Raw genomic sequence first — 21118 nt, 5'->3', positions numbered from 1 at the left:
GAACCATGTCAGAGCTCTCCGCTGACGTGCTCCGCCGCCTCCGCGACGGGGCGGCCGAGCGCGACCGGGAACGGCGATTGCCGCGCGCCGAGATCCGCGAACTCCTGGATGCCGGGTTCGGCGCATCCCGAGTCCCGTCCGCGTCGGGGGGCGAGGGAGTCGACCTCGCCACCCTCTTCGCGCGGCTCATCGATCTCGCGACCGCGGATTCGAACGTCGCGCACGTCTTCCGCGGCCACCTCGCGGTCATCGAGATGCAGTTCTTCGAGGCGGATGCCGCGCGACGCGCCGCCTGGTACGCCCGAGCCCTTGCGGGAGACCTGGTCGGCAACGCGCAGTCCGAGCAGACCGCGACGAGCGATCTCGCGACCACCCTGACGGACGTCGACGGGGAGCTGCGGCTGAACGGCCGCAAGTACTACACGACGGGCAGCATCTACGCCGACTGGATCGACCTCTCCGCCCGCCACCGCGGCGAAGACCACCAGGTCATCGTCTCGACGCGCACCCCCGGTGTGCAGTCGATCGACGACTGGGCCGGCTTCGGCCAGCGGCTCACCGGCAGCGGCACGACCACGTTCACCGACGTCGTCGTCGACCCCGAGCTCGTGCGACCGTACGCGCTCGACGACGACGGATTCCGGCATCCGTACCTCATGGGGTTCTTCCAGCTCGTGCTGCTTTCGGTCGTCGCGGGCATCGGCCGAGCGGCCGTCGACGACGCCGTGGCGTTCGTGCAGCCGCGTCGACGCATCTTCGGGTACGGGGGAGAGGCCTTCCCCCGCGAGGACCCGCTCGTGCAGAGCGTGGTCGGCCGCCTCTCCTCCGCCGCCTTCACGGCCCGAGCCGCAGTGCTCGAGGCAGCGAGGTCGCTGGATGCCGCACTCGACGGCTATCGAGCGGGCACGCCCGACCCCGCGGCCTTCACGCGTGCGCAGCTCGACGTGTACCGCGCGCAGCAGACCGTGCTGCCGAGCGTGATCGCGGCGACCGGCGAGTTGTTCGAGGTCGGCGGCGCCTCGTCGGTCGACGTCGGTCGGGGGTTGGACCGGCACTGGCGCAACGCCCGGACCATCGCCACGCACAACCCGTCGGTGCAGCGGCTGCGGGCGCTCGGCGACTGGGAGTTGAATGGGGTCGTGCCCCTGTTCAACCAGCCGCAGAATCCCACACACCCGACATCGGCCACGCCGGCGACCTCCGGGGCGGCCTCGTGACGAAGCGCCTCATCGTCAATCTCTTCGAGATGGCGACGCCCGGTCACATCACCCACGGCCTGTGGCGACAGCCCGACAATCAGCGTGAGCGCTATGCGGACGTGGCCTACTGGACCGAGCTCGCCCGCATCGCCGAGGATGCCGGGTTCGACGCGATCTTCCTCGCCGACGTCGTCGGGGCGTACGACGTGTACGACGACGCGTTCGAACCGGCGCTCGAGCGGGGACTGCAGATCCCGAACCTCGACCCGCTCCTGCTCGTCGCGGCGATGTCGGCCGTCACCGAGCACATCGGCTTCGGCGTCACCTTCTCGACGACGTACGAGCCGCCGTTCGCGTTCGCGCGGCGCATGGCCACCCTCGATCACCTCACCGGCGGTCGTGTCGGCTGGAACATCGTCACGTCGTATCTGCCGAACGCCGCCCGCAACTTCGGCCTCGACGATCAGATCCCGCACGACACCCGCTACGAGATCGCCGCCGAGTACGTCGAGGTGCTCTACAAGCTGTGGGAGGGGTCGTGGGACGACGACGCGGTCGTCGTCGACAAGGATGCCGGGGTGTACAGCCGACCGGGTTCGGTGCGAGCGATCGACCATGACGGCGAGCACTTCCGGGTCGCCGGCCCTCATCTGGCCGAGCCGTCTCGGCAGCGGGTGCCGGTGCTCTTCCAGGCGTCGGCGTCGAAGGCCGGCATCGCGTTCGCGGCGCAGCACGCCGAGGTGCTCTTCACGGCCGATCGCCCGCCCGGGGCCCTCGAGCGCAACATCGCGGCCATCCGCGACGAGAGCGTCAGGCGTGGGCGGCGTCCCGACGACACGCGGTTCCTCGTGATGGCCACGGTGATCGTGGGGCGCACCGAGCAGGAGGCCAGGGAGAAGCTCGAGCGCTACCGGTCGTTCCGCGACCCCGAGGGCGCGTTCATCCACATGAGCGTGCCGTTCCACCCGCTCGATCACCCGGCCGACATCACGGTGCGCGAGGCCCTGGAGCGCGAGGGGCGGCACGACGTGGTCGAGGCTGCGACGCTGCCGCTGCACCTCACGGTGGCGCAGTTCGCGGGGGCGGTCGACGAAGCATGGGACTCGCGCTTCTTCGCCGTCGGCGACCCGTCGCAGGTGGCCGACGTCATCGAGGGCTGGCTCGACGACGACGGCATCGACGGCATCAACCTCCGGCAGTACCACTCGTTCGACACCGCTCGGGACTTCGGTGAGCTCGTCGTGCCCGAACTGCGCCGACGCGGGCGGATGCGCGAGCAGTACACGCCGGGGGAGACCCTGCGCGAGCGTCTGTTCGGCGAGGGCCCACGGGTTCCCGACCGGCACCCCGCGGCGCGGTACCGGGGCGGCGCGGGGCTGTGAGCGGCGCTCAGTGCGCGAACTCGACCCCCACGGCATCCCGCACGATGGTCCTGGCGGCCTGCGCTCCCGCTCCGGCGGCGACGATGAGCTGCTGCGGCCCCGGGACCGCGCCGTCGCCGGCGGCGTAGAGTCCGGCGACATCTGTGCGTCCGCCCGGGTCGACCACGACGTGTCCGTGCTGGTCGACCGCGGGAGCCATCCCCTGCAGGAACGACAGGTCGCTGTGCCACTCGGGGCGCACGAACCCACCGTCGATCGGCGTCACGCCGCCGCCCTCGACCCGCACCGCCTCGATCGCCCCGCGGTCGCCGACGAGTTCGACGATGCGCTCCCGCCGCACGTGCACCCCGAGTGCGAGCAGTTCCGCCTCCTGGGCCGCAGTGACCGCATCCGAGCCGTGCGTGAAGACCGTGAGGCTCGGCGTCCAGTGGGCGATCAGGCGCGCGCGGTCGGCGAGGTCGGCGGTCTCGCCGATCAGGGCGAGCCGGCGCCCCTGCAACTCCCAGGCATCGCACGCGGTGCAGCTGAACAGGCTCATGCCGTAGAAGCCGCGCAGGTTCGGCACCTCGGGAAGCGTCTCGCGCAGCCCGGTCGCGAGCATGACGCGGCGCGCGGTCACGGTCTCGTCCGGTTCGCGGCGTCCGACCGCGGCGACGAACCCGTCCTCCTCGCGCCGCAGCGCGAGCACTCGCACGCGCGAACGCACCTCCACACCGGGGTAGGCGTCGAGCTCGGCGCGGGCGAGACGCCGGAGCTCGTGGGGCGGCACGCCGTCACGCGTGAGGAAGCCGTGCGAGTTCATCGTCGCGGCATTGCGCGGGCGGTCCGCGTCGACGAGCAGCACGCGCAGGAGCGAGCGTCCGAGATTGAGTGCGGCCGACAGCCCGGCGGGGCCACCGCCGACGATCAGGGCGTCGTAGGGGATCGTGTCGTCCATAGCGCACCTCCGTCCTCTCCATCCTGCCATGCCCCGGTAAGGGGAGCCTTACTCCGCGTCCGCAGATCCAAAGTTGAGCGAACTCATATCAAGTTCGTTTGACAGCATCCGCACCCGGGAGTACAGTTGAGCCATCGCGACTCAGGTTTCCTGATCGCCCCGGACTTTCCGGCCATCAGACTCAGCAACACAAAGGAGAAGAACATGGCACGTGCTGTAGGAATCGACCTCGGTACGACGAACTCCGTCGTCAGCGTCCTCGAGGGCGGCGAGCCGAAGGTCATCGCCAACGCCGAGGGCTTCCGCACCACCCCGTCGGTCGTCGCGTTCACGAAGGACGGCGAGGTGCTCGTCGGCGAGACCGCGAAGCGCCAGGCCGTCACGAACGTCGACCGCACCATCGCGTCGGTCAAGCGTCACGTCGGCACCGACTGGTCGTTCGACGTCGACGGCAAGAAGTGGACGCCGCAGGAGATCTCCGCGCGCATCCTCCAGAAGCTCAAGCGCGACGCCGAGTCGTACCTGGGCGACACGGTGACGGATGCCGTCATCACCGTCCCCGCGTACTTCAACGACGCCGAGCGTCAGGCCACCAAGGAGGCCGGCGAGATCTCGGGTCTCAACGTCCTGCGCATCATCAACGAGCCGACCGCCGCCGCTCTCGCGTACGGCCTCGACAAGGGCAAGGAGGACGAGCTCATCCTCGTCTTCGACCTCGGTGGTGGAACCTTCGACGTCTCCCTGCTCGAGGTGGGCAAGGACGACGACTTCTCGACCATCCAGGTCCGCGCCACCGCCGGTGACAACCGCCTCGGTGGAGACGACTGGGACCAGCGTCTCGTCGACTACCTGATCAAGCAGTTCAAGGAGACCACCGGCGTCGACGTCTCGGGCGACAAGATCGCCCTGCAGCGCCTCAAGGAGGCTGCGGAGCAGGCGAAGAAGGAGCTCTCCTCCTCGACCTCGACCAGCATCAACCTCCCGTACCTGTCGCTGACGGAGTCCGGCCCGGTGTCTCTCTCCGAGACCATCACCCGCGCGAAGTTCGAGGACCTGACGAAGGACCTCCTCGACCGCACGAAGAAGCCGTTCGAAGACGTCATCCGCGAGGCGAACATCAAGGTCGCCGACATCGACCACATCGTGCTCGTCGGTGGATCGACCCGTATGCCAGCCGTCGCCGAGCTCGTCAAGCGCGAGACCGGCAAGGAGGCCAACAAGGGCGTCAACCCCGACGAGGTCGTGGCCGTCGGTGCGGCCCTTCAAGCCGGAGTCCTCAAGGGCGAGCGCAAGGACGTCCTGCTGATCGACGTCACCCCCCTGAGCCTCGGCATCGAGACCAAGGGCGGCATGATGACCAAGCTCATCGAGCGCAACACGGCCATCCCGACCAAGCGCAGCGAGACCTTCACCACCGCGGACGACAACCAGCCGTCCGTCGCGATCCAGGTCTTCCAGGGCGAGCGCGACTTCACGCGTGACAACAAGCCGCTGGGTACGTTCGAGCTGACCGGCATCGCGCCGGCTCCGCGCGGCATCCCGCAGATCGAGGTCACGTTCGACATCGACGCCAACGGCATCGTGCACGTGTCCGCGAAGGACAAGGGAACCGGTACCGAGAAGTCGATCGTCATCTCCGGCGGCTCGTCGCTGTCGAAGGACGACATCGAGCGCATGGTGCGCGAGGCGGAGGAGCACGCCGCGGAAGACAAGCAGCGCCGTGAGGCCGCCGAGGTCCGCAACCAGGCCGAGACGCTCGCGTACTCGATCGACAAGCTGCTGACCGAGAACGACGACAAGCTGCCCGAAGACGTGAAGACCGAGGTCAAGGCCGACGTCGACGCGCTCAAGACGGCGCTCGCGGGCGACGACGACGAGGCCGTGAAGACCGCGTTCGACAAGCTCAACCAGTCGCAGTCCAAGATCGGCGAAGCGCTCTACGCCTCCTCGCAGGCCGAGGGCGCGCCGAGCGCCGGTGCCGAGGGCGATGCTCCGGCCGGTGACGACTCCTCCTCCGACGAGGATGTCATCGACGCCGAGGTCGTCGACGACGAGGACGAGAAGAAGTAATCATGACCGACAAGAACTTCGACGACGACGAGGTTCGCAGCGAGGGGTCGGATGCTCAGGCATCCGGCCCCGCGCCGCAGAACCCCGACTCCCGCGAGGCGATGGCGGCCGAGGGCTCGGACGAGACGCCGGTCGACGGCGCCCCCGACGACCTCACGGTCGACGACATCCTCGGCGCCACGCAGACCGGTGAGGCCGCGGCCGAGGACGCCGTGCTCGCCGACCTCGAGTCCACCCTGCTGAACGACCTCAAGCGCCTGCAGGCCGAGTACGCCAACTACCGCCGCCGCACCGAAGAGCAGCGGCAGGTCGAGATCGAGCGCGCGAAGGGCGAGGCCGCCAAGGGCCTCATCCCCGTGCTCGACGATCTCGCTCGCGCCGCCCAGCACGGCGACCTCGTCGAGGGCACTCCCTTCGCCGTGATCGCCGGCAAGGTGCGCTCCGTGGTCGACCGTCTCGGCGTGGTCTCGTACGGCGAGAAGGGCGAGGAATTCGACCCGCAGCGTCACGAGGCCATCTTCCAGCAGCCCACCCCCGGCGCGACGACCACCACGATCCTCGAGGTGGTGGAGGTCGGATACCGCCTCGGCGACGTCGAGCTGCGGCCAGCGAAGGTCGTCGTCGCCGTACCTGCCGAGTAGGTGATGAATGGCTAGCCAGGACTGGTTCGACAAGGACTTCTACAAGACCCTCGGGGTCTCGAAGGACGTCAGCGACGCCGATCTCAAGAAGACGTACCGCAAGCTCGCACGCAAGTACCACCCCGACTCCAATCAGGGTGACGAGAAGGCGGAGGCGAAGTTCAAGGAGGTCAGCGAGGCGTACTCGGTGCTCTCGGACTCCGAGCAGCGCAAGGAGTACGACGAGATCCGCGCGATGGGATCGGGCGCCCGCTTCACGGCCGGCGGCCAGTCCGGCGGCGGCTTCGAAGACGTCTTCAGCCGGTTCGGCCAGCAGGGACGCGGGCAGTCCGCCGACTTCGAGGACATCTTCGCGATGTTCAACCAGGGCCAGGGCGGGTCGTTCGGCTCCGGCCGGTTCGGGCAGACCTCCGGCGGCTTCCGCGGCTTCGGCGGCCCCCAGCGGGGTGCCGATGTCACGGCGCGAACCACCCTCGACTTCGTCACCGCGGTGCAGGGCGAGACGATCACCCTGCAGGGTGAAGACGGCAAGCCGTTCAAGGTGAAGATCCCCGCGGGCGTCTCCGACGGCCAGAAGATCCGGCTGCGCGGACGTGGGCGCCCGTCGCCCGACGGCGGCGAGAGCGGCGACGTCGTGGTGCAGATCGCGGTGCGCCCGCATCCGGTCTTCACCCGGGACGGTCTGAACCTGCGCCTCGTCGTGCCGGTGACCTTCACCGAGGCAGCACTCGGCGCGACGATCGAGGTGCCGACCCTGGGCGGTGACACGGTCAAGCTGCGCGTCGCCCCCGGCACTCCGTCGGGGCGCGTGCTGCGCGTCAAGGGGCGCGGTGTGACCACCGCGAAGGGCACCGGCGACCTGCTCGCCGAGCTCCAGATCGCCGTGCCGTCCCACCTCGACGACGAGGCCAGGGAGGCCCTCCAGAGATTCCAGGCGCTCGAGCCGAACGAGAATCCCCGCGCCGACCTGATGGCCAAGGCGCGGCGATGACGACGGCGGCGATCATGAACACACGAAGGAAGAAGGTGACATCACATGGCTGACATGCAGATGGATGCCGACACCCCGGTGTTCGCGATCGCCGTCGCGGCCGAGCTCGCCGGCATGCACCCGCAGACGCTGCGGCAGTACGACCGCATCGGGCTCGTGGTGCCCGGCAGGACCTCGGGCGGCTCGCGGCGCTACTCGACCAGGAACATCGAGCAGCTCCGCGAGGTCGCGCAGCTGTCGTCCGAGGGGATGAGCCTCCCCGCGATCGCCCGGCTCCTCGATCTCGAGGACGAGAATCGGATGCTGCGCCGCCGCGTGGCCGAGCTCGACGCCGCCCTGCGGGCGGAGCGGGAGAACCGGCCCGGCGTGCGTGTCTTCGCCGCCGGCTCCGCGGGCGTCGTACCGATGCCCGGCGGTCGCCGCATCCGTCGCTCCACCGATCTCGTCCTCTGGCACCCGGGCGGCATCCGCGGCTGACCGGTCTCCGCACCGTCGGTCGAGCCCGCGAGTCTGGCTACGGACGGAAGAAGCGCTTCGCGATCTCGCCGACCTCCCTGTCGAGCGTGTCGAATCGGCCTTCGAGCGTGTCGAATCGGCCTTCGAGCGTGTCGATCCGTCCTGACAACACCGTGATCCGTTCATCGAGGCCGTCGATACGACTCGTGAGCCGCGCGTCGAGACCGTCGATGCGGCTCGTGAGTCGAGCGTCGAGCTTCTCGATCTTGGCGCCGATGCGCTCGTCGAGCACGTCGATCCTGCCGGTCAGTCGGCCGTCGATGCCGGCGAGTTCGGCGCGGATCACGCGGTGCGACGAGCTCGTGATGATGGTGAGGACACCGATCATCGCGGCTGAGAACACGCCGATGAGGGTCCAGATCTGCGGGTCGTTCATCGTCATGGCTCCATCCTCGGGTCGTGTCGCCAGAATGGCAGTGTGCGGTCAGATGAGGGCGATCAGGTGGCCTGTGATCCCGCCTTCTGGGGAGATCTGCTCGATTCCGCTGGCGGGGGAGGAGAGGTCGTTCACCCGGGCGCGGTATCGTTACGACACGATGAGGATGACGCGTCGCACTCTGTTGATCGGCGCCGGCGCCGGCGTCCTGGGAGTGATCCTGTCCTCCTGCACGCCCGAGCCGGCGCCCACTCCCACGCCCACACGCACGCCGACCCCGAAGCCGACCGGTGCCGCGATCTCGCCCTCCGCCTTCGCGCGCAGCGCCTGGACGACAGACCAGTACTCGCTGGGTGCCGCCAGCTTCACCCCGGCCGGCACGCAGCAGAGCGCGCGCGACGCGCTCGCCACCCCGGTCGACGACCGACTCTTCTTCGCCGGTGAGGCGACCGACACCGACGCGCCCGGCACCATCGACGCTGCGCTGCGTTCGGGCGACCGTGTCGCCGACGAGGTGATCGGCGTCGCCGACGAGGGGGAGCGGATCGCCGTGGTCGGTGCGGGTCTTGCCGGTGCCGCCGCGACGTCGCGGCTGGTCGCCGCCGGTCACGAGGTCATGGTCTTCGAGGCGCGCGACCGCGTCGGCGGCCGCATCCATTCCGTCGTCGACGACGAGAGATGGCCGGTGCCTGCGCAGCTGGGCGGATGGCTGCTCTCCCCCGACGACACCGAGATGGCGGCGCTGCTGGCGCGTCTCGACATCCGTTCGTCCGAGGTCGGATCCGCGCTGTGGCGCTCGGCCGACGGCGATGTCGAGCCGGTGTCGGCCGAGCCGGTCCAGGCCGCCATCGCGGCCGGCCAGGAGCAGCCGACCGACGTGGCCCTCGCCGACACTCTCGCCGAGGCGGGCGTCGACCTGGAGGATCCGGGCATCGTGGCGCTGCTCGCCGCCGTGACGGCATCCGCTGGTTCCGACCCGGACGAGGCGTCGACCTGGTTCCCGCCGGTCGCTCAGCCCGTCGACCTCCGCGCGCCGCTCGGCGACCTCGGTGTCGTCTTCGACGACCTGCTCGACGGGGCGAAGGTGGGCCTCTCATCGCCCGTGTCGCGCGTCGCCTACGACGAGGCCGGCGTGAGTCTCGGCATGGCGACGGGCGAGTCGCTCTCGTTCGACCGCGTCGTCATCACCGTCCCCCTCGGGGTGCTGCAGGGCACGGGGCTGCAGTTCGCCCCAGCGCTGCCGTTCTCCCACCGGGGGGCGATCGCCGAACTGGGGATGGGACGCATCGAGACGGTGTGGATGCGCTTCGACGAGTCACCTTTCGCGGCCACCTCAGCTGCGGCCGCCGAGGAGGGCGACGCGAGCGCAGACCAGACCGACGCCGATGCCGATGCCGATGCCGATGCCGATGCCGATGCCTCGCCGACGGTCTGGCACGTGGTCGGGGGCGACGCCCTGATCCGCACCTGGTTCGATCTCACCCCGGCGACCGGCGAGAACATCGTGGTGGGCGTCGTCGGCGGGGCGGCGGCGGAGGAGTTCGCCGGGCTCGACGATCAGCAGGCGCTCGACGCGGCGATCGGGTCGCTCGCGCCGTTCCTCGCAGTACCCTGAGCCGCCGTACCCTGAGCCACCGTGCCCTGACCCACCGTGCCCTGAACCGCCGTGCCCCGGCCCGTGACGCTCCGGGCCGTCACACGGGAGGTCGGTCGTGCCCGCGGCGGCGCATCCGGCTGACGAGCACGATGACGGCGGCGACAGCGGCGAAGATGGCGAGCGCGATGGCGCTGGTGATGAGGAACTCCGGCGGACCGGACACCTGCCGCGGGTCGAGGAAGTAGTACGGATACCAGCCGATGATCGGCCCCCGCCACAGGGTCACGCCGCCCCAGGCGAGGGGGAAGGCGAGCGCCGTCGGAACCACCCACCACGGCACTCCTCGATGGCCGGGGGTGAGTACCCAGGCGAGGGCGGTGCAGGCGGGCAGGTAGAAGTGCAGCACCTGGTCGGACCACGGCACGTCGACGCGGATGCCGCGGAGGCCGGCCTGCCAGACGATGAGCGCGAACGCGAGACCGGCCGTGATCGTCCAGGTGAGCACCAGCGCCAGCGCGACGGTGAACCACCGTGGATCCATCGCTCGGCGGAAGGCGAGCACCGCTCCGACGACGAGGACGGCCACGAGCGCGCAGTTCGACTGCACGGTGAGATAGGCGAAGAAGTTGTCGCCCGCCGTCGTCCCGGAACTGAGACCCCAGAACAACCGGTGCACGAGGGCTACGGTGCACACGCTCGCCGCCGCGAGGCGCAGCACGCCGAAGACTGCTCGTGCCCTCACCTTCGCCGCCGCCCTCTCCCCGTCGCACGTCGGATCGCGCGCCCCGTCTCCTGGCGAGTCTACGGAGTAGCGCGGTGTGCGATCGCTCCGAACAGGCCGGATCACACTCCTCCCGAAGAAACAAGGCCCGGGGCAAAAAGGAGAAGCGCTTCTATCTTCACGCTCATGTCCACATCCTCCGCGCCACGGGTCGAAGACTCGGACAGCGCACCCCGTCGAGGTCGACGTCGACCCGAACTCAGGCAGCACTACAACAAGCGGGAGGCACTCGCCGGCTATCTCTTCATCTCACCGTGGATCATCGGCTTCCTCGTGTTCACGGCGGGGGCGATGGCCTACAGCCTCTACATCTCGTTCAGCAACTACAACCTCGCGACGAACACGGCGCGGCCGATCGGCACCGCCAACTACGAGCAGCTGTTCGAGGATCCTCGGGTCGGCGTCTCGCTCGCCAACACCCTCTTCTACGTCGTCATGGCCGTGCCGCTGGAGATCGTCTTCGCGTTGATCCTCGCGCTGCTGCTCAACCGCGTCGGCAGAGGAGCGGGCATCTTCCGCACGCTCTACTACCTGCCGAAGATGACCCCGGCCGTCGCCACCGCGGCCGTGTTCTTCCTGCTGCTGAACGGCAACTCCGGCGCCATCAACCAGTTCCTGCGTCTCTTCGGCATCCAGGGTCCGCAGTGGTTGGTGGATCCGGCCTGGGTCAAGCCGAGCATCGTGATCATGACGCTGTGGACGGTCGCGGGCACCATGGTCATCTTCCTCGCGGCGCTCAAGAACGTGCCGACCGAGCTCTACGAGGTCGCGTCGATCGATGGTGCCGGCGCGATCCGTCGGTTCTTCTCCATCACCCTGCCGATGATCTCGGGAGCCATGTTCTTCAACGTGATCGTGCTCTCGATCGCCGCCTTCCAGATCTTCGATCAGGCCTATCTGCTCTTCTGGCGGGATCAGAGCAACTCCTCACCGGAGGCGTCTCTCTTCTACGCCATCTACCTCTTCCAACAGGCCTTCCGGCAGTTCAATTTCGGCTTCGCCGCCGCCATGGCGTGGTTGCTGTTCGTCATCATCATGATCATCACGGTCATCCAGGTGAAGGTCGGCAATCGATTCGTCTACTACGAGGGGGACCGCTGATGTCGTCGTCTCTGCGGCAGCTGCCGCCGGCGGCCGAGCCGGTGATCGAGAACGAGACGCGGGCGCTCACCGTGCCGCAGAAGTCGCGGTGGCGACGCGCGGCGTCTCAGCCGAAGAGCCTGGCCGTGCGCATCGTGCTCGCGATCGTCCTGATCGGGTTCTCCCTGCTGTTCCTGTACCCGTTCGTGTGGCTGCTCGCGGCGAGCTTCAAACCCCGTGGCGAGGTGTTCGACAACTCGCTGATCCCGAAGACGTTCATCCCCGAGAACTACATCGAGGTGTGGAACCAGCTGCCGCTGCTGAGCTGGATGTGGAACAGCGTCGCGATCGCGCTCCTCGCCGCAGGCACCGTGGCGATCTCCAGCTCGATCGTCGCCTTCGGGTTCGCGTACTTCAAGTTCCCCGGCCGCGGACTGCTCTTCGGACTCGTCCTGGCCACGATGATGCTCCCGGGCGCCGTCACCATGATCCCGATCTATCTGATCTGGAAGGAGACCGGCATGCTGGGCACGTGGGTGCCCCTGTGGGGCATGAACCTCTTCGGCTCGGCCTTCTACATCTTCCTGCAGCGGCAGTTCTTCCTCGGCCTCCCGAGGGAGCTCTTCGAGGCCGCACGCCTCGACGGCGCCAGTTACTGGGGTCTGTTCTGGCGCATCGCGATGCCGCTGTCGATCCCCTCGTTCATCATCGTCTTCCTGTTCGAGTTCCAGGCCAGCTGGAACAACCTGCAGTCGGCCCTCATCTATCTGAACGCCGGATCCGTCGACGAGTTCACCGCACCGCTCGGCATCGCGTACGCCATGACCAAGTACAGCCCGACGGCCGGCGGGCACGGCGACTACCAGTACGTGATGGTGGCGTCGCTGATCGTGACGCTGCCGATGCTCCTCCTGTTCGCCTTCGGTCAGCGCTACTTCATCGAAGGCGTGGCCACGCAGGGGCGGAAGGGCTGAGCGTGGCCCACCCGTGCCCTCCACCGAGGGCGACGAACACACACGGCAACGAAAGAAGGAATGACATGCGCAAGCGCACTCAGGGATTCGCCGCGATGGCCGCGGCATCCGTCATCGTGCTCGCAGGGTGCAGCGGGGGAGGGGCGGGTGAAGGCGGCGCGGATGCCGACTTCGACGCCGACCCCGCCGGCACGCTCAACGCCTGGGGCTTCGAGAACGCCGACGACGTGGGGCAGTCCCGCGTCGACTACGCGGCCGAGCAGCTCGGCGACGTCGAGGTCGACCTCGACGCGACCGCCTTCGATGCGCAGAAGTTCACCACGCGCATCGCGAGCGGGGACGTGCCGGACGTCGTGCAGATGGATCGACGCTACGTCACCACCTACGCGGCCCAGGGCCTGATCATGCCGCTCGACGAGTGCTTCGCGGCGCAGGACGTCGAGCCCCGCGACCACTGGTACCCCTTCGTGGTCGACGACGTGACCTACGACGACGAGGTGTGGGCGGTGCCGCAGTTCTATCAGCCGCCGGCGATCATCGTGAACAAGACGGTGCTCGCCGAGGCGGGCGTCGCACCCGAGCAGTTCGACACCTCGGATCCCGACGGGCTGCTCGACGCCGTCGAGGCGATCTACGAGGAGTCGGGCGGGGTTCCGTCGCGTCTCGGGTTCGACCCCGTCGCGACCGGCCAGGGCGGGCTGTGGATCCTGGCGATGGGAGGACAGCTCAACGACGACGAGGGGGCACCCACGCTCGACGATCCGAGCAACCTCGCGGGCATCGAGCTGCTGAAGCGCATCACCGACGCCCAGGGCGGTTTCGCCGCCGTGAAGAGCTTCACCGACTCGTTCGACACGTTCGGCGACAACAATCAGTACGTCGCGGGTCAGGTCGGTGCGCAGGTCAACGCGCAGTGGTACCCGAACGTGCTCGGCCCGTACGCGGACCAGATCGACATCGAGGCGGTGCCGTTCCGCGACAAGGACGGTGAGCCGTTCTCGGTCGCGTCCGGAACCGCGTTCGTCGTTCCGGTCGGCGCGAAGAACCCCGCAGCGGCCTGCGCGTGGATGGTGAACCTCACCTCGGACGACGCGTGGATGGCAGCAGGAGAGGCCAGGGCGCAGACGCTCACGGACGACGGCGGGCTCAACACCGGACTGTTCACCGGCTCACCGGCATCGGATGAGGCGATCCGCGACCAGTTCGTGACGGAGACCGGCAACGCCGGGTTCGACCAGGTCATCTCGACCTTCTACGACGTCGTCGGCTATGGCCAGTCGTTCGGGTCGTCGCCGGCCGGCCAGGAGATCCAGAACGAGCTCAACAACGCGATCACCGCGGCTCTGCTCGGTGACAAGGAGCCGGAGCAGGCTCTCGCCGACGCGCAGCAGGCCGCGATGCGCGCCTACGAGAACGCGACGGCGGGCTGACGGGACCGGATGGGGATGCCGGTTTCAGGGGGGTGAGCGGGGCGACCCGCCTCGGAGAGAGGGCTCCGAGGCGGGTCGGCGGTCCGCGCTGGCGGAAGCCGTCAGCGCTGGCGCCGAGCGCGCTCGGCGAGCGCGTCGAGCGCGCGGAGCACGTCGTGCGCCACCCAGGTGCGGTTGCGGCGGCCCGAGCCGACCTGGCTGAGGATGCCGTCGTCGACGAGTCGATCGATGGCGAGCAGCGCGTTGGGCGCCGATACCCCGAGGTGCGACACCGCGAGACGCGAGGTGAGAGCCGGCTGCCTCGCGAGCAGATCCAGCAGACGTCGTGCAGCCGATCCCTGGCGCGCGGTGATCTGGGCCTGCCACGACTCCTCGATCGAGTCGAGGTCGTCGAGGAGCACCCGCGACGTGGCCACGGCCGTGTGCGCGGCGCGCGACATCGTGTCGACGACGTCGGAGATGTGCCCCGCGCGGTAGCGGGTCAGCGCGTTGAAGTAGCCGGCGGTGTCCTGCAGCAGACCGGTCGAGAGGGGCAGCACCACCGAGCGGGTGATGTCGGAGCGTCGCAGCATCGCCTGCAGCACGGCGCGACCGGTGCGGCCGTTGACCTCGAGGAACGGGTGGATGGTCTCGTACTGCGCATGCGCGATGGCGATCTGGGGGAGCGGCGGCAGGTCGCGGCGCTTCATGAACGCCACCAGGTCGGCCATGAGCGCGGGGACGCGCGACTCGTGCGGCGGCACGAAGGAGGCCCGCTGCGGGCCGCGGGATCCTCCGCCGATCCAGATCTGCTGGCTGCGCCACCGTCCGCGGCGGTCGGGCCGCGTCGACGCCATGAGCGTGCGCTGGATGTGCACGATCGCATCCTCGTCGAGTGCCCCGGCGCGGGCCAGTGCGGCCTGGTCGGCTTTCACGTGCGCGACGATCTGCAGGGCGTGCGGCTCGAGGGATTCGTCGATGTCGGCGAGCATGATCGCGAGCGCCGGTGCGGTCACATGCTCGATCGCCGAGCTCGCGGCGCACTCGGCGCGCAGCAGCAGCGGGGCTCGGGGGCTGTCGCCCCGACCGAGCTCCGCGTCGAGTCGGATCAGCTCCGAGGTGGCGTCGTGCGCACGGCTGCGGGTGTCGGCGTCGAGTTCGACGGGTAGATCGGCGATGAACGGCGGCACCGACGCGCGGTAGGGACCGGAGGCCGCGAGGTGCGGGCTGAACGAGTCGCGGACGTCCGCGGCGGGGCTCCAGAAGCGCTCCTCATAGGAGATCGCCTCCCACGCCCCGTCGCCCGCTGTCATACGTTCAGACTAGTGGTCTGGATCCGGCGATAAACGATAACAAGAGCCCCCTTTGGCATCGGCTCCCCGGGGTTCCGACTCTACGTTCGCGCTTGCGTGCGATCGGACCGCAAACGCGCGTTGCGGCCTTTGCTCCGCATGTCGCCGCCTCCTTAGAGTCGGCGTAGCGGCCGACGTGGTCCGCAGGGAAGAAGGAACGATGACGTCTTACTCCATGTGGATGCTGGAGTACTCCCACTGCCTCGAGCACCCCGTCGGGTGCATCTTCTACGGCACCTGGGACGGCTCGACACGGAAGTTCGCGTACTCCTACGTGTACGTCGAGGGCGACGGGCACCGCATCCTCGTCGACGTGGGCCACGACAACCGCGGCTCCAACCGCGCGTACAACGACGAGAACGACATCGTCGACTTCCAGGCGCCCGATGTCGTGCTCGCCAAGGTGGGGGTGACGCCGGAGGAGATCGACACGGTCATCCTCACGCACGCGCACTACGACCACGCCGGCGCAGCCCGGTACTTCCCGAACGCGACCTTCTATCTGCAGCGCGTCGAGCTCGAGAGCTCCCGATGGGCGCTCGAGAACGCGCACCTGTACGCGTCGATCATCGGGGCGCTCGACCCCGAGGACGTCGCGATGCTCGAGGACATGGCGGACAGCGGACGGCTCCGGCTGCTCGACGGCCCGGTGGAGAACCTCTTCCCGGGACTGCACATCCGCACCGCGCTCGACACGCACACCATGGGCGGGCAGTACGTCGTGGTGGAGGAGGGCAGCGACAACTGGGTCATCACCGGCGACGCGCTCTACTCCTATGAGAACGCGGAGGGGATCGGCGGGTCCGGTGTCCCCGTGAACATCGGCTTCGGCGGCGGTAGCGGATGGCGCGGCCTGCAGATCATCGACGAGATGTCGCGCACAGCCGGTCGCACCGACCGGCTCGTCATCGTGCACGAGTACGACACCTTCCGCCGCCACCCGTCCCGCACCTATGACGACCGGCTGTCGGTCGCCGAGCTGATCCTCGCGCCCGGCGAGGCATCGCGCATCGGCTGACCGCGTCGCGAACGAAAACCCACCCGAGAAGAGAGATGAACATCATGTGGAAGAACAGAGTGGTTCTCGCAGCAGCGGTCCTGTGCACCGCGATCGTCGGACTGTCCGCGTGCAGCGTGCCGGAGGAGAGCACGGGGCCAGGCGCCGGTGCCGGCCAGGGCGGTGACAGCACCCTGCTCGGCATCGTCACGATCAGCGCGACCGACGCCAACAACGCTCGCGTCATCGAGGGAGCGACGCAGGCGGCCGAGGAGGCCGGCTGGACGGTCGAGGTCGTCGACGCCGCCGGCAACGCGGACCAGGCCAACACGGCGATCCAGAACTTCGTGAACAAGGGCGCGGGGATGGTGTTCAACCTCGTCTTCCCCGCCTCGTCGCTCGGCGCGGGGCTGAACGCCGCGTCGCAGGCCGACATCCCGGTCGCCACCTGGGGCGGCGGCCCCGGTGACGGCATCGCGGTGGTCGCCGGCGACGGCGCACCGTTCGCGGAGCCGGCGACCCAGGCCCTCATCGACGCCCTCGACGGCGAGGGGCAGGTGCTCGCGCTCACGTATCGCACCGGTCAGGTCTGCCGCGACCGCGAGGCGCTCTTCGACGAGATGATGGCGGAGCAGGCCCCCGACGTCGTCGTCACGAAGAACGAGGTGAACATCCCCGGCTTCCTGCAGGACGGCGCCCGCTACGCCAACGCCTGGCTCGCGGCGAACCCCGAGGGCAGCGGCAACCTCGCGGTCTGGGGATGCTGGGAGGACCCCACGCTCGGTGCGATCTCGTCGATCAAGCAGCAGGGACGCACCGACGTGCTCACGTACGGCATCAACGGATCGAGCACGGCGATCAAGGCCGTGCAGGACGGCGACCTCACCGCCACGGTGTTCGAGGACGCGCGGGCCGAGGGGGCGAAGATGTTCGAGGAGACCCTCGACGCGATCGACTCCGGCGACTTCACCCCGCGGACCGTCGACGTGCCGGGCATCCTCGTGACCTCCGACACGATCGACGCGTTCCTCGACGAGCACCCCGAAGCGCTGGACTGATGTCGGTCTCGATCGCCGTCGACTCCGAATCGCTCGTCGTCGTCCGGGGAGTCAGCAAGACCTTCGGCGGTGCGCACGCGCTGCGCGAGGTCGACGTCGTCATCCGTCGCGGGGTCGTGCACGGACTGGTCGGCGCCAACGGCGCCGGCAAGTCCACCATGATCAAGTGCCTCGCGGGCATCGAGCATCCCGACGCGGGAACGATCGTGGTCGACGGCGAAGAGCGCGAGATCTCGTCGCCGAGTGACGCCGATGAGCTGGGGATGGCCTTCATCCATCAGGAGATGAGTCTCATCCCCGGGTGGAGTGTGCTGCGCAACATGATGCTGGGGCAGAAGCCGCCCACGCGGCTCGGCATCATCGACTGGCGGCCCGCCCGTGTGCGAGCACGCGAGGTCGCCCAGCGGCTCGGCATGCACTACTCGCTGAACGCGAGCGTCGATGACCTCAGCCCGGCCGACCAGTGGCTGGTGCTGATAGGCAGAGCGCTGATGCGCGACGCGCGACTGATCGCCATGGACGAACCCACGGCGTCGCTGTCGTCGGAGGAGGCCGGACGTCTGCACCGGATCATCCGGGAGCTCGCGGCGTCGGGCACGGCGGTGATCTTCGTCTCGCACCGTCTCGACGAGGTCAGCGCGCTCTGCGACGACATCACGGTCTTCCGCGACGGTGCCGTCGTCGAGCGCCGGGTCGCCGAGAAGGTGCCGAAGTCCGAGCTGGTGCGCGCGATCGTCGGGCGCAGCATGGAGATCGCCGTCGAGGGCCGGGAGCCGGCGCCGCACGGCGGCCCGGTGCTGGTCGTCGCCGACGTGCACGACGGACGACGCGTGCACGGGGTGTCGCTCACCGTGCACGCCGGCGAGGTCGTCGGCATCGGCGGGCTCGTCGGCGCCGGCCGCACCGAACTCGCCCAGGTCGTCTACGGCGCGCGCCCGCGCACCGCCGGCACGATCGAGCTCGACGGCCGCGCGGTGGAGTTCCGCGAGCCCGCCGACGCCGTCCGTGCGGGGATCGGTCTGGTGCCGGAGGAGCGCCGCAGCGAGGGCCTCTTCCTCGACCGCTCAATCGACTTCAACGTCAACGCCGCGTCGTTCGGCTCGCTCCGTGCATCGCGGCTGCTGCCCCTCCTGCGCCTCGGCGAGGGGAGACGTCGGGCGCGCGCGCTCGCCGACGCCGTGACGGTCAAGGCCCGCGATGTGGGCGATCCCGTCGGATCGCTCTCCGGCGGCAATCAGCAGAAGGTCGCGATCGCCCGATGGCTCGTCGACCCGCCCCGGCTGCTCATCCTCGACGAGCCGTCCCGCGGCGTCGACGTCGGTGCGCGCGCCGAGGTGCACCGGGTGATCCGCGAGCTCGCGGACGCCGGCACGGCGGTGCTGGCGATCTCGTCGGACAACGAGGAGCTCGTGGCCCTGTGCGACCGGGTGGTCGTGATGGCGGAGGGCCGCCTCACCGGATCCCTCCGCGGGCGAGAGATCACGGAAGACCGCATCCTGGCGCTCAGTTTCGAGCGTCATGACGGAAAGGAAGAGGAATGATGTCGACCCCCACGAAGCCGAGCACGCGGGTCGCCGCGTCGAGCGCGGACGCCCTGCGGCCGCGGGGGCGCGTCGGCAACGCCACGCTGCTCGTCGTGTCGAAGTACGGCACCCTGATCGCGATGGCGATCATGCTCGCCTTCTTCGCGTTCGCCGTGCCGAACGGGGCGTTCTTCACCCCGAACAACCTGCTGAGCATCGTGAACCAGTCGGCGCTCACCGCGATCATCGCGTGCGGCCTGACGATGGTGCTCGTGGTCGGCGAATTCGATCTCAGCGTCGGATACGCGGCCAGCCTCGCGGGCGTGCTGGTGACGGGGTTCATCGCCAACCAGGGATTCCCGATCGTCGTCGCCGTCGTCGTGACGATGCTCCTCGGCGGGGGGATCGGCGCGGCGAACGGGCTGCTCGTGACCAAAGCGAGGGTGAACGCGGTGGTCGCGACCCTCGGCGTGGGCACGATCCTCACCGGCCTGGCGTTCGGCTACACCGCAGGGTCGCCCATCACCCAGCTGCCGCGGGACTTCACCCTGATCACGCTGACGCGCTTCCTCGGCATCCAGAACCCGATCTGGTTCATGCTCCTCGTCGTGGCCGTGCTGTGGGTGGTCCTGAACCGAACGGCGACGGGACAGCGGATCCAGGCGGTGGGCGCCAATCCGAAGGCCGCCCGCCTCGCCGGCATCCGCGTCGACCGGGCGAAGATCACCGCCTTCGTGATCGCCGGTGTCTGCGCCGCGCTGACCGGCGTGCTGCTCGCGTCCATCCTCGGCAGCGGCACGGTCAGTGCCGCCGACGGGTACCTGATGGACTCGTTCGCCGCCGTGTTCCTCGGCTCGGCGACGCTGCGCGACGGGGAGTTCCACATCCTCGGCACGCTGATCGGCGTGCTCGTGGTGAGCGTCGGGTTCAACGGTCTCGCCCTCATGGGCACGCCCACGTTCTGGCAGTACATCTTCAAGGGCGGCATCCTCGTGCTGGCGGTCGCGCTGTCGACCATCGCCCGAAGATACGCGCGAAGATAGCCAGGCCACGGAGACGGACGGATGCCGCGGGGGCGCCCCGCGGCATCCGTGCGTCGTCGTCCCGACAGCCCGGAGGGCGGGAGCCCCGACGGACGCCGACGCGTGCGAGATACTGTTGCTTCACGTCGGGTGGAGAAGCAGCGAGGGTGTATGGCCACGATCTATGACGTCGCTGCGCTCGCCGGGGTGTCGCCGGCCACGGTGTCGCGCGTCTTCAACGGCACGAGGGTGTCGGACGACAAGGTCGCTGCGGTGCGGGATGCGGCGGAGAAGCTGCGCTTCACGCCCAACCGCACGGCTCGGTCGCTGCGCACGCAGAGCTCCGAGGTCATAGCGCTCGTCATCCCCGACATCGAGAATCCCTACTTCACCGAGATGGCACGTGGAGTCGAGGATGCCGCGTCCGACGCCGGCTACTCGGTCGTTCTGTGCAACTCCGACTCCCAGGTCGAGAAGGAAGCCGCGTACCTGCGCATCGCCGTCGCCGAGCACATGTCGGGCGTCATCATCGCCACAGCGGACGAGAGCTCCGACCTCGACCCGATCCTGGCGACCGGGCGCCCCGTGGTCGCGGTCGACCGCAGCACGGCTTACGACATCGACGGTGTCGTCATGGACAACAGGGATGCGGGAAGGTCGGCGGCGCAGGGGCTGTGGGATGCCGGATACCGCCGCATCGCGTACATCGGCGGCCCGGAGCACATCGACACCGCCGCCGAGCGCGCCGCGGGGTGGCGGGCGGCTATGACCGCCGCGCAGCCCGACCTCGACGTCGACGCGCTCGCGCGCTTCGCATCGTTCCGCGTCGAGGGCGGCCGCGAGGCGATGCAGCAGCTACTCGCCCTGTCGGAGCCGCCGGACGCCGTGGTCGCGGGCAACAACCTCATCGGCGTCGGCGCGATCCAGGTGCTGACGGAGCGCGACCTCACTCCTCCGCGCGTCGGCGTCGCGGTGATCGGCTCACTGCCGTTCACGACGCTCTCGCCGAGCGCGGTGACGGTGGTGCGTCTGCCCGCACGGCACATGGGCGTCACGGCGGCGCGCATGCTTCTCGAGCGCATCGGCGGCGACACGCGCCCCGCCCGCACCGTCACCCTGCGCAACGAGATCCAGCCGGCCAGAACCGCGCGCGCCTGACCCGCCGCTGCACGGGCTGCGGCGACGGGCGGAGTCGCGGCGCGAGATCGACGTC

The 21118-nt window shown here is 69.3% G+C and carries 19 protein-coding genes; 15 read left to right on the top strand and 4 right to left on the bottom strand.

Features of this window, described 5'->3' with window-relative positions; genetic code table 11:
- The first annotated feature begins 5 nt into the window (after positions 1-5).
- Positions 6-1217, top strand: a complete 1212-nt coding sequence (locus FSY98_RS06565) for an acyl-CoA dehydrogenase family protein (protein ID WP_144875070.1) — start codon at positions 6-8, stop codon at positions 1215-1217.
- On the top strand, positions 1214-2581 hold the full coding sequence (locus tag FSY98_RS06560; protein ID WP_260857295.1) for an NtaA/DmoA family FMN-dependent monooxygenase: 1368 nt from the start codon (positions 1214-1216) through the stop codon (positions 2579-2581). The genes FSY98_RS06565 and FSY98_RS06560 overlap by 4 nt, the downstream gene beginning before the upstream one ends.
- 7 nt (positions 2582-2588) lie before the next feature.
- Here the strand turns inward: FSY98_RS06560 and FSY98_RS06555 are convergent, their stop codons facing one another.
- Positions 2589-3518, bottom strand: coding sequence for an NAD(P)/FAD-dependent oxidoreductase (locus FSY98_RS06555; protein WP_144875068.1), 930 nt, complete (start codon positions 3516-3518; stop codon positions 2589-2591).
- A 204-nt stretch (positions 3519-3722) separates the two neighbouring features.
- Here FSY98_RS06555 and dnaK point away from each other — a divergent pair, with 204 nt between their 5' ends.
- The 4 genes from dnaK to FSY98_RS06535 are packed head-to-tail and all read left to right on the top strand — an operon-like array spanning position 3723 to position 7697.
- On the top strand, positions 3723-5588 hold the full coding sequence (gene dnaK, locus FSY98_RS06550; protein ID WP_144875066.1) for a molecular chaperone DnaK: 1866 nt from the start codon (positions 3723-3725) through the stop codon (positions 5586-5588).
- Positions 5589-5590: 2 nt separating this feature from the next.
- Complete coding sequence (locus FSY98_RS06545; RefSeq protein WP_144875064.1) at positions 5591-6229, top strand: nucleotide exchange factor GrpE; 639 nt, start codon at positions 5591-5593, stop codon at positions 6227-6229.
- 7 nt (positions 6230-6236) lie between these two features.
- Positions 6237-7220 (top strand): DnaJ C-terminal domain-containing protein, encoded by a 984-nt coding sequence (locus FSY98_RS06540; protein ID WP_144875062.1) that lies wholly within the window; start codon positions 6237-6239, stop codon positions 7218-7220.
- 45 nt (positions 7221-7265) lie between these two features.
- Positions 7266-7697, top strand: coding sequence for a heat shock protein transcriptional repressor HspR (locus FSY98_RS06535; RefSeq protein ID WP_144875060.1), 432 nt, complete (start codon positions 7266-7268; stop codon positions 7695-7697).
- 37 nt (positions 7698-7734) lie between these two features.
- Here the strand turns inward: FSY98_RS06535 and FSY98_RS06530 are convergent, their stop codons facing one another.
- Positions 7735-8118, bottom strand: a complete 384-nt coding sequence (locus FSY98_RS06530) for a hypothetical protein (protein ID WP_144875058.1) — start codon at positions 8116-8118, stop codon at positions 7735-7737.
- Between the two features lie 160 nt (positions 8119-8278).
- Here FSY98_RS06530 and FSY98_RS06525 point away from each other — a divergent pair, with 160 nt between their 5' ends.
- A complete protein-coding gene (locus FSY98_RS06525; protein ID WP_260857294.1) occupies positions 8279-9727 on the top strand; it encodes an FAD-dependent oxidoreductase in 1449 nt (482 codons plus the stop codon).
- A gap of 79 nt (positions 9728-9806) precedes the next feature.
- Here FSY98_RS06525 and FSY98_RS06520 read toward each other — a convergent pair whose 3' ends face one another.
- Positions 9807-10451, bottom strand: coding sequence for a Pr6Pr family membrane protein (locus tag FSY98_RS06520; protein WP_260857293.1), 645 nt, complete (start codon positions 10449-10451; stop codon positions 9807-9809).
- Positions 10452-10616: 165 nt separating this feature from the next.
- On the opposite strand from FSY98_RS06520, the gene FSY98_RS06515 reads away from it, so the two are divergent.
- From FSY98_RS06515 to FSY98_RS06505, 3 genes are all read left to right on the top strand, one after another.
- Complete coding sequence (locus FSY98_RS06515; RefSeq protein WP_260857292.1) at positions 10617-11591, top strand: carbohydrate ABC transporter permease; 975 nt, start codon at positions 10617-10619, stop codon at positions 11589-11591.
- A complete protein-coding gene (locus tag FSY98_RS06510) occupies positions 11591-12544 on the top strand; it encodes a carbohydrate ABC transporter permease (RefSeq protein WP_144875053.1) in 954 nt (317 codons plus the stop codon). The genes FSY98_RS06515 and FSY98_RS06510 overlap by 1 nt, the downstream gene beginning before the upstream one ends.
- A 65-nt stretch (positions 12545-12609) precedes the next feature.
- Positions 12610-13974: an ABC transporter substrate-binding protein gene (locus FSY98_RS06505; protein ID WP_144875051.1), complete on the top strand. Its 1365-nt coding sequence runs from the start codon at positions 12610-12612 to the stop codon at positions 13972-13974.
- Positions 13975-14075: 101 nt separating this feature from the next.
- Here the strand turns inward: FSY98_RS06505 and FSY98_RS06500 are convergent, their stop codons facing one another.
- Complete coding sequence (locus FSY98_RS06500) at positions 14076-15266, bottom strand: Fic family protein (RefSeq protein ID WP_144875049.1); 1191 nt, start codon at positions 15264-15266, stop codon at positions 14076-14078.
- 199 nt (positions 15267-15465) lie between these two features.
- On the opposite strand from FSY98_RS06500, the gene FSY98_RS06495 reads away from it, so the two are divergent.
- The 5 genes from FSY98_RS06495 (at position 15466) to FSY98_RS06475 (ending at position 21063) form a co-directional block, all read left to right on the top strand.
- Positions 15466-16323: an N-acyl homoserine lactonase family protein gene (locus FSY98_RS06495; RefSeq protein WP_144875047.1), complete on the top strand. Its 858-nt coding sequence runs from the start codon at positions 15466-15468 to the stop codon at positions 16321-16323.
- 44 nt (positions 16324-16367) lie between these two features.
- Entirely contained in the window at positions 16368-17360 is a 993-nt protein-coding gene (locus tag FSY98_RS06490; RefSeq protein WP_144875045.1) for a sugar ABC transporter substrate-binding protein, read from the top strand.
- Entirely contained in the window at positions 17360-18901 is a 1542-nt protein-coding gene (locus FSY98_RS06485; RefSeq protein WP_144875043.1) for a sugar ABC transporter ATP-binding protein, read from the top strand. The genes FSY98_RS06490 and FSY98_RS06485 overlap by 1 nt, the downstream gene beginning before the upstream one ends.
- Complete coding sequence (locus FSY98_RS06480) at positions 18898-19926, top strand: ABC transporter permease (RefSeq protein WP_222119117.1); 1029 nt, start codon at positions 18898-18900, stop codon at positions 19924-19926. Before FSY98_RS06485 ends, FSY98_RS06480 begins: the two co-directional genes overlap by 4 nt.
- A 150-nt stretch (positions 19927-20076) precedes the next feature.
- The gene (locus FSY98_RS06475) at positions 20077-21063 is read left to right on the top strand and encodes a LacI family DNA-binding transcriptional regulator (protein WP_144875041.1); all 987 of its coding nucleotides are present in this window, start codon (positions 20077-20079) and stop codon (positions 21061-21063) included.
- Positions 21064-21118 lie beyond the last annotated feature (55 nt).

This window comes from Microbacterium sp. 1.5R (assembly GCF_007667425.1).
Classification (GTDB): Bacteria; Actinomycetota; Actinomycetes; order Actinomycetales; family Microbacteriaceae; genus Microbacterium.
The sequence above is the reverse complement of the archived record's forward strand: the minus strand, read 5'-3'. Positions and strand labels throughout refer to the sequence as shown.

Coding starts and splice junctions, on each gene's coding strand:
- FSY98_RS06565 (WP_144875070.1), top strand. CDS start 6: ATGTCAGAGCTCTCCGCTGACGTGCTCCGCCGCCTCCGCGACGGGGCG.
- FSY98_RS06555 (WP_144875068.1), bottom strand. CDS start 3,518: ATGGACGACACGATCCCCTACGACGCCCTGATCGTCGGCGGTGGCCCC.
- dnaK (WP_144875066.1), top strand. CDS start 3,723: ATGGCACGTGCTGTAGGAATCGACCTCGGTACGACGAACTCCGTCGTC.
- FSY98_RS06545 (WP_144875064.1), top strand. CDS start 5,591: ATGACCGACAAGAACTTCGACGACGACGAGGTTCGCAGCGAGGGGTCG.
- FSY98_RS06540 (WP_144875062.1), top strand. CDS start 6,237: ATGGCTAGCCAGGACTGGTTCGACAAGGACTTCTACAAGACCCTCGGG.
- FSY98_RS06535 (WP_144875060.1), top strand. CDS start 7,266: ATGGCTGACATGCAGATGGATGCCGACACCCCGGTGTTCGCGATCGCC.
- FSY98_RS06530 (WP_144875058.1), bottom strand. CDS start 8,118: ATGACGATGAACGACCCGCAGATCTGGACCCTCATCGGCGTGTTCTCA.
- FSY98_RS06525 (WP_260857294.1), top strand. CDS start 8,279: ATGACGCGTCGCACTCTGTTGATCGGCGCCGGCGCCGGCGTCCTGGGA.
- FSY98_RS06515 (WP_260857292.1), top strand. CDS start 10,617: ATGTCCACATCCTCCGCGCCACGGGTCGAAGACTCGGACAGCGCACCC.
- FSY98_RS06510 (WP_144875053.1), top strand. CDS start 11,591: ATGTCGTCGTCTCTGCGGCAGCTGCCGCCGGCGGCCGAGCCGGTGATC.
- FSY98_RS06505 (WP_144875051.1), top strand. CDS start 12,610: ATGCGCAAGCGCACTCAGGGATTCGCCGCGATGGCCGCGGCATCCGTC.
- FSY98_RS06500 (WP_144875049.1), bottom strand. CDS start 15,266: ATGACAGCGGGCGACGGGGCGTGGGAGGCGATCTCCTATGAGGAGCGC.
- FSY98_RS06495 (WP_144875047.1), top strand. CDS start 15,466: ATGACGTCTTACTCCATGTGGATGCTGGAGTACTCCCACTGCCTCGAG.
- FSY98_RS06490 (WP_144875045.1), top strand. CDS start 16,368: ATGTGGAAGAACAGAGTGGTTCTCGCAGCAGCGGTCCTGTGCACCGCG.
- FSY98_RS06485 (WP_144875043.1), top strand. CDS start 17,360: ATGTCGGTCTCGATCGCCGTCGACTCCGAATCGCTCGTCGTCGTCCGG.
- FSY98_RS06480 (WP_222119117.1), top strand. CDS start 18,898: ATGATGTCGACCCCCACGAAGCCGAGCACGCGGGTCGCCGCGTCGAGC.
- FSY98_RS06475 (WP_144875041.1), top strand. CDS start 20,077: ATGGCCACGATCTATGACGTCGCTGCGCTCGCCGGGGTGTCGCCGGCC.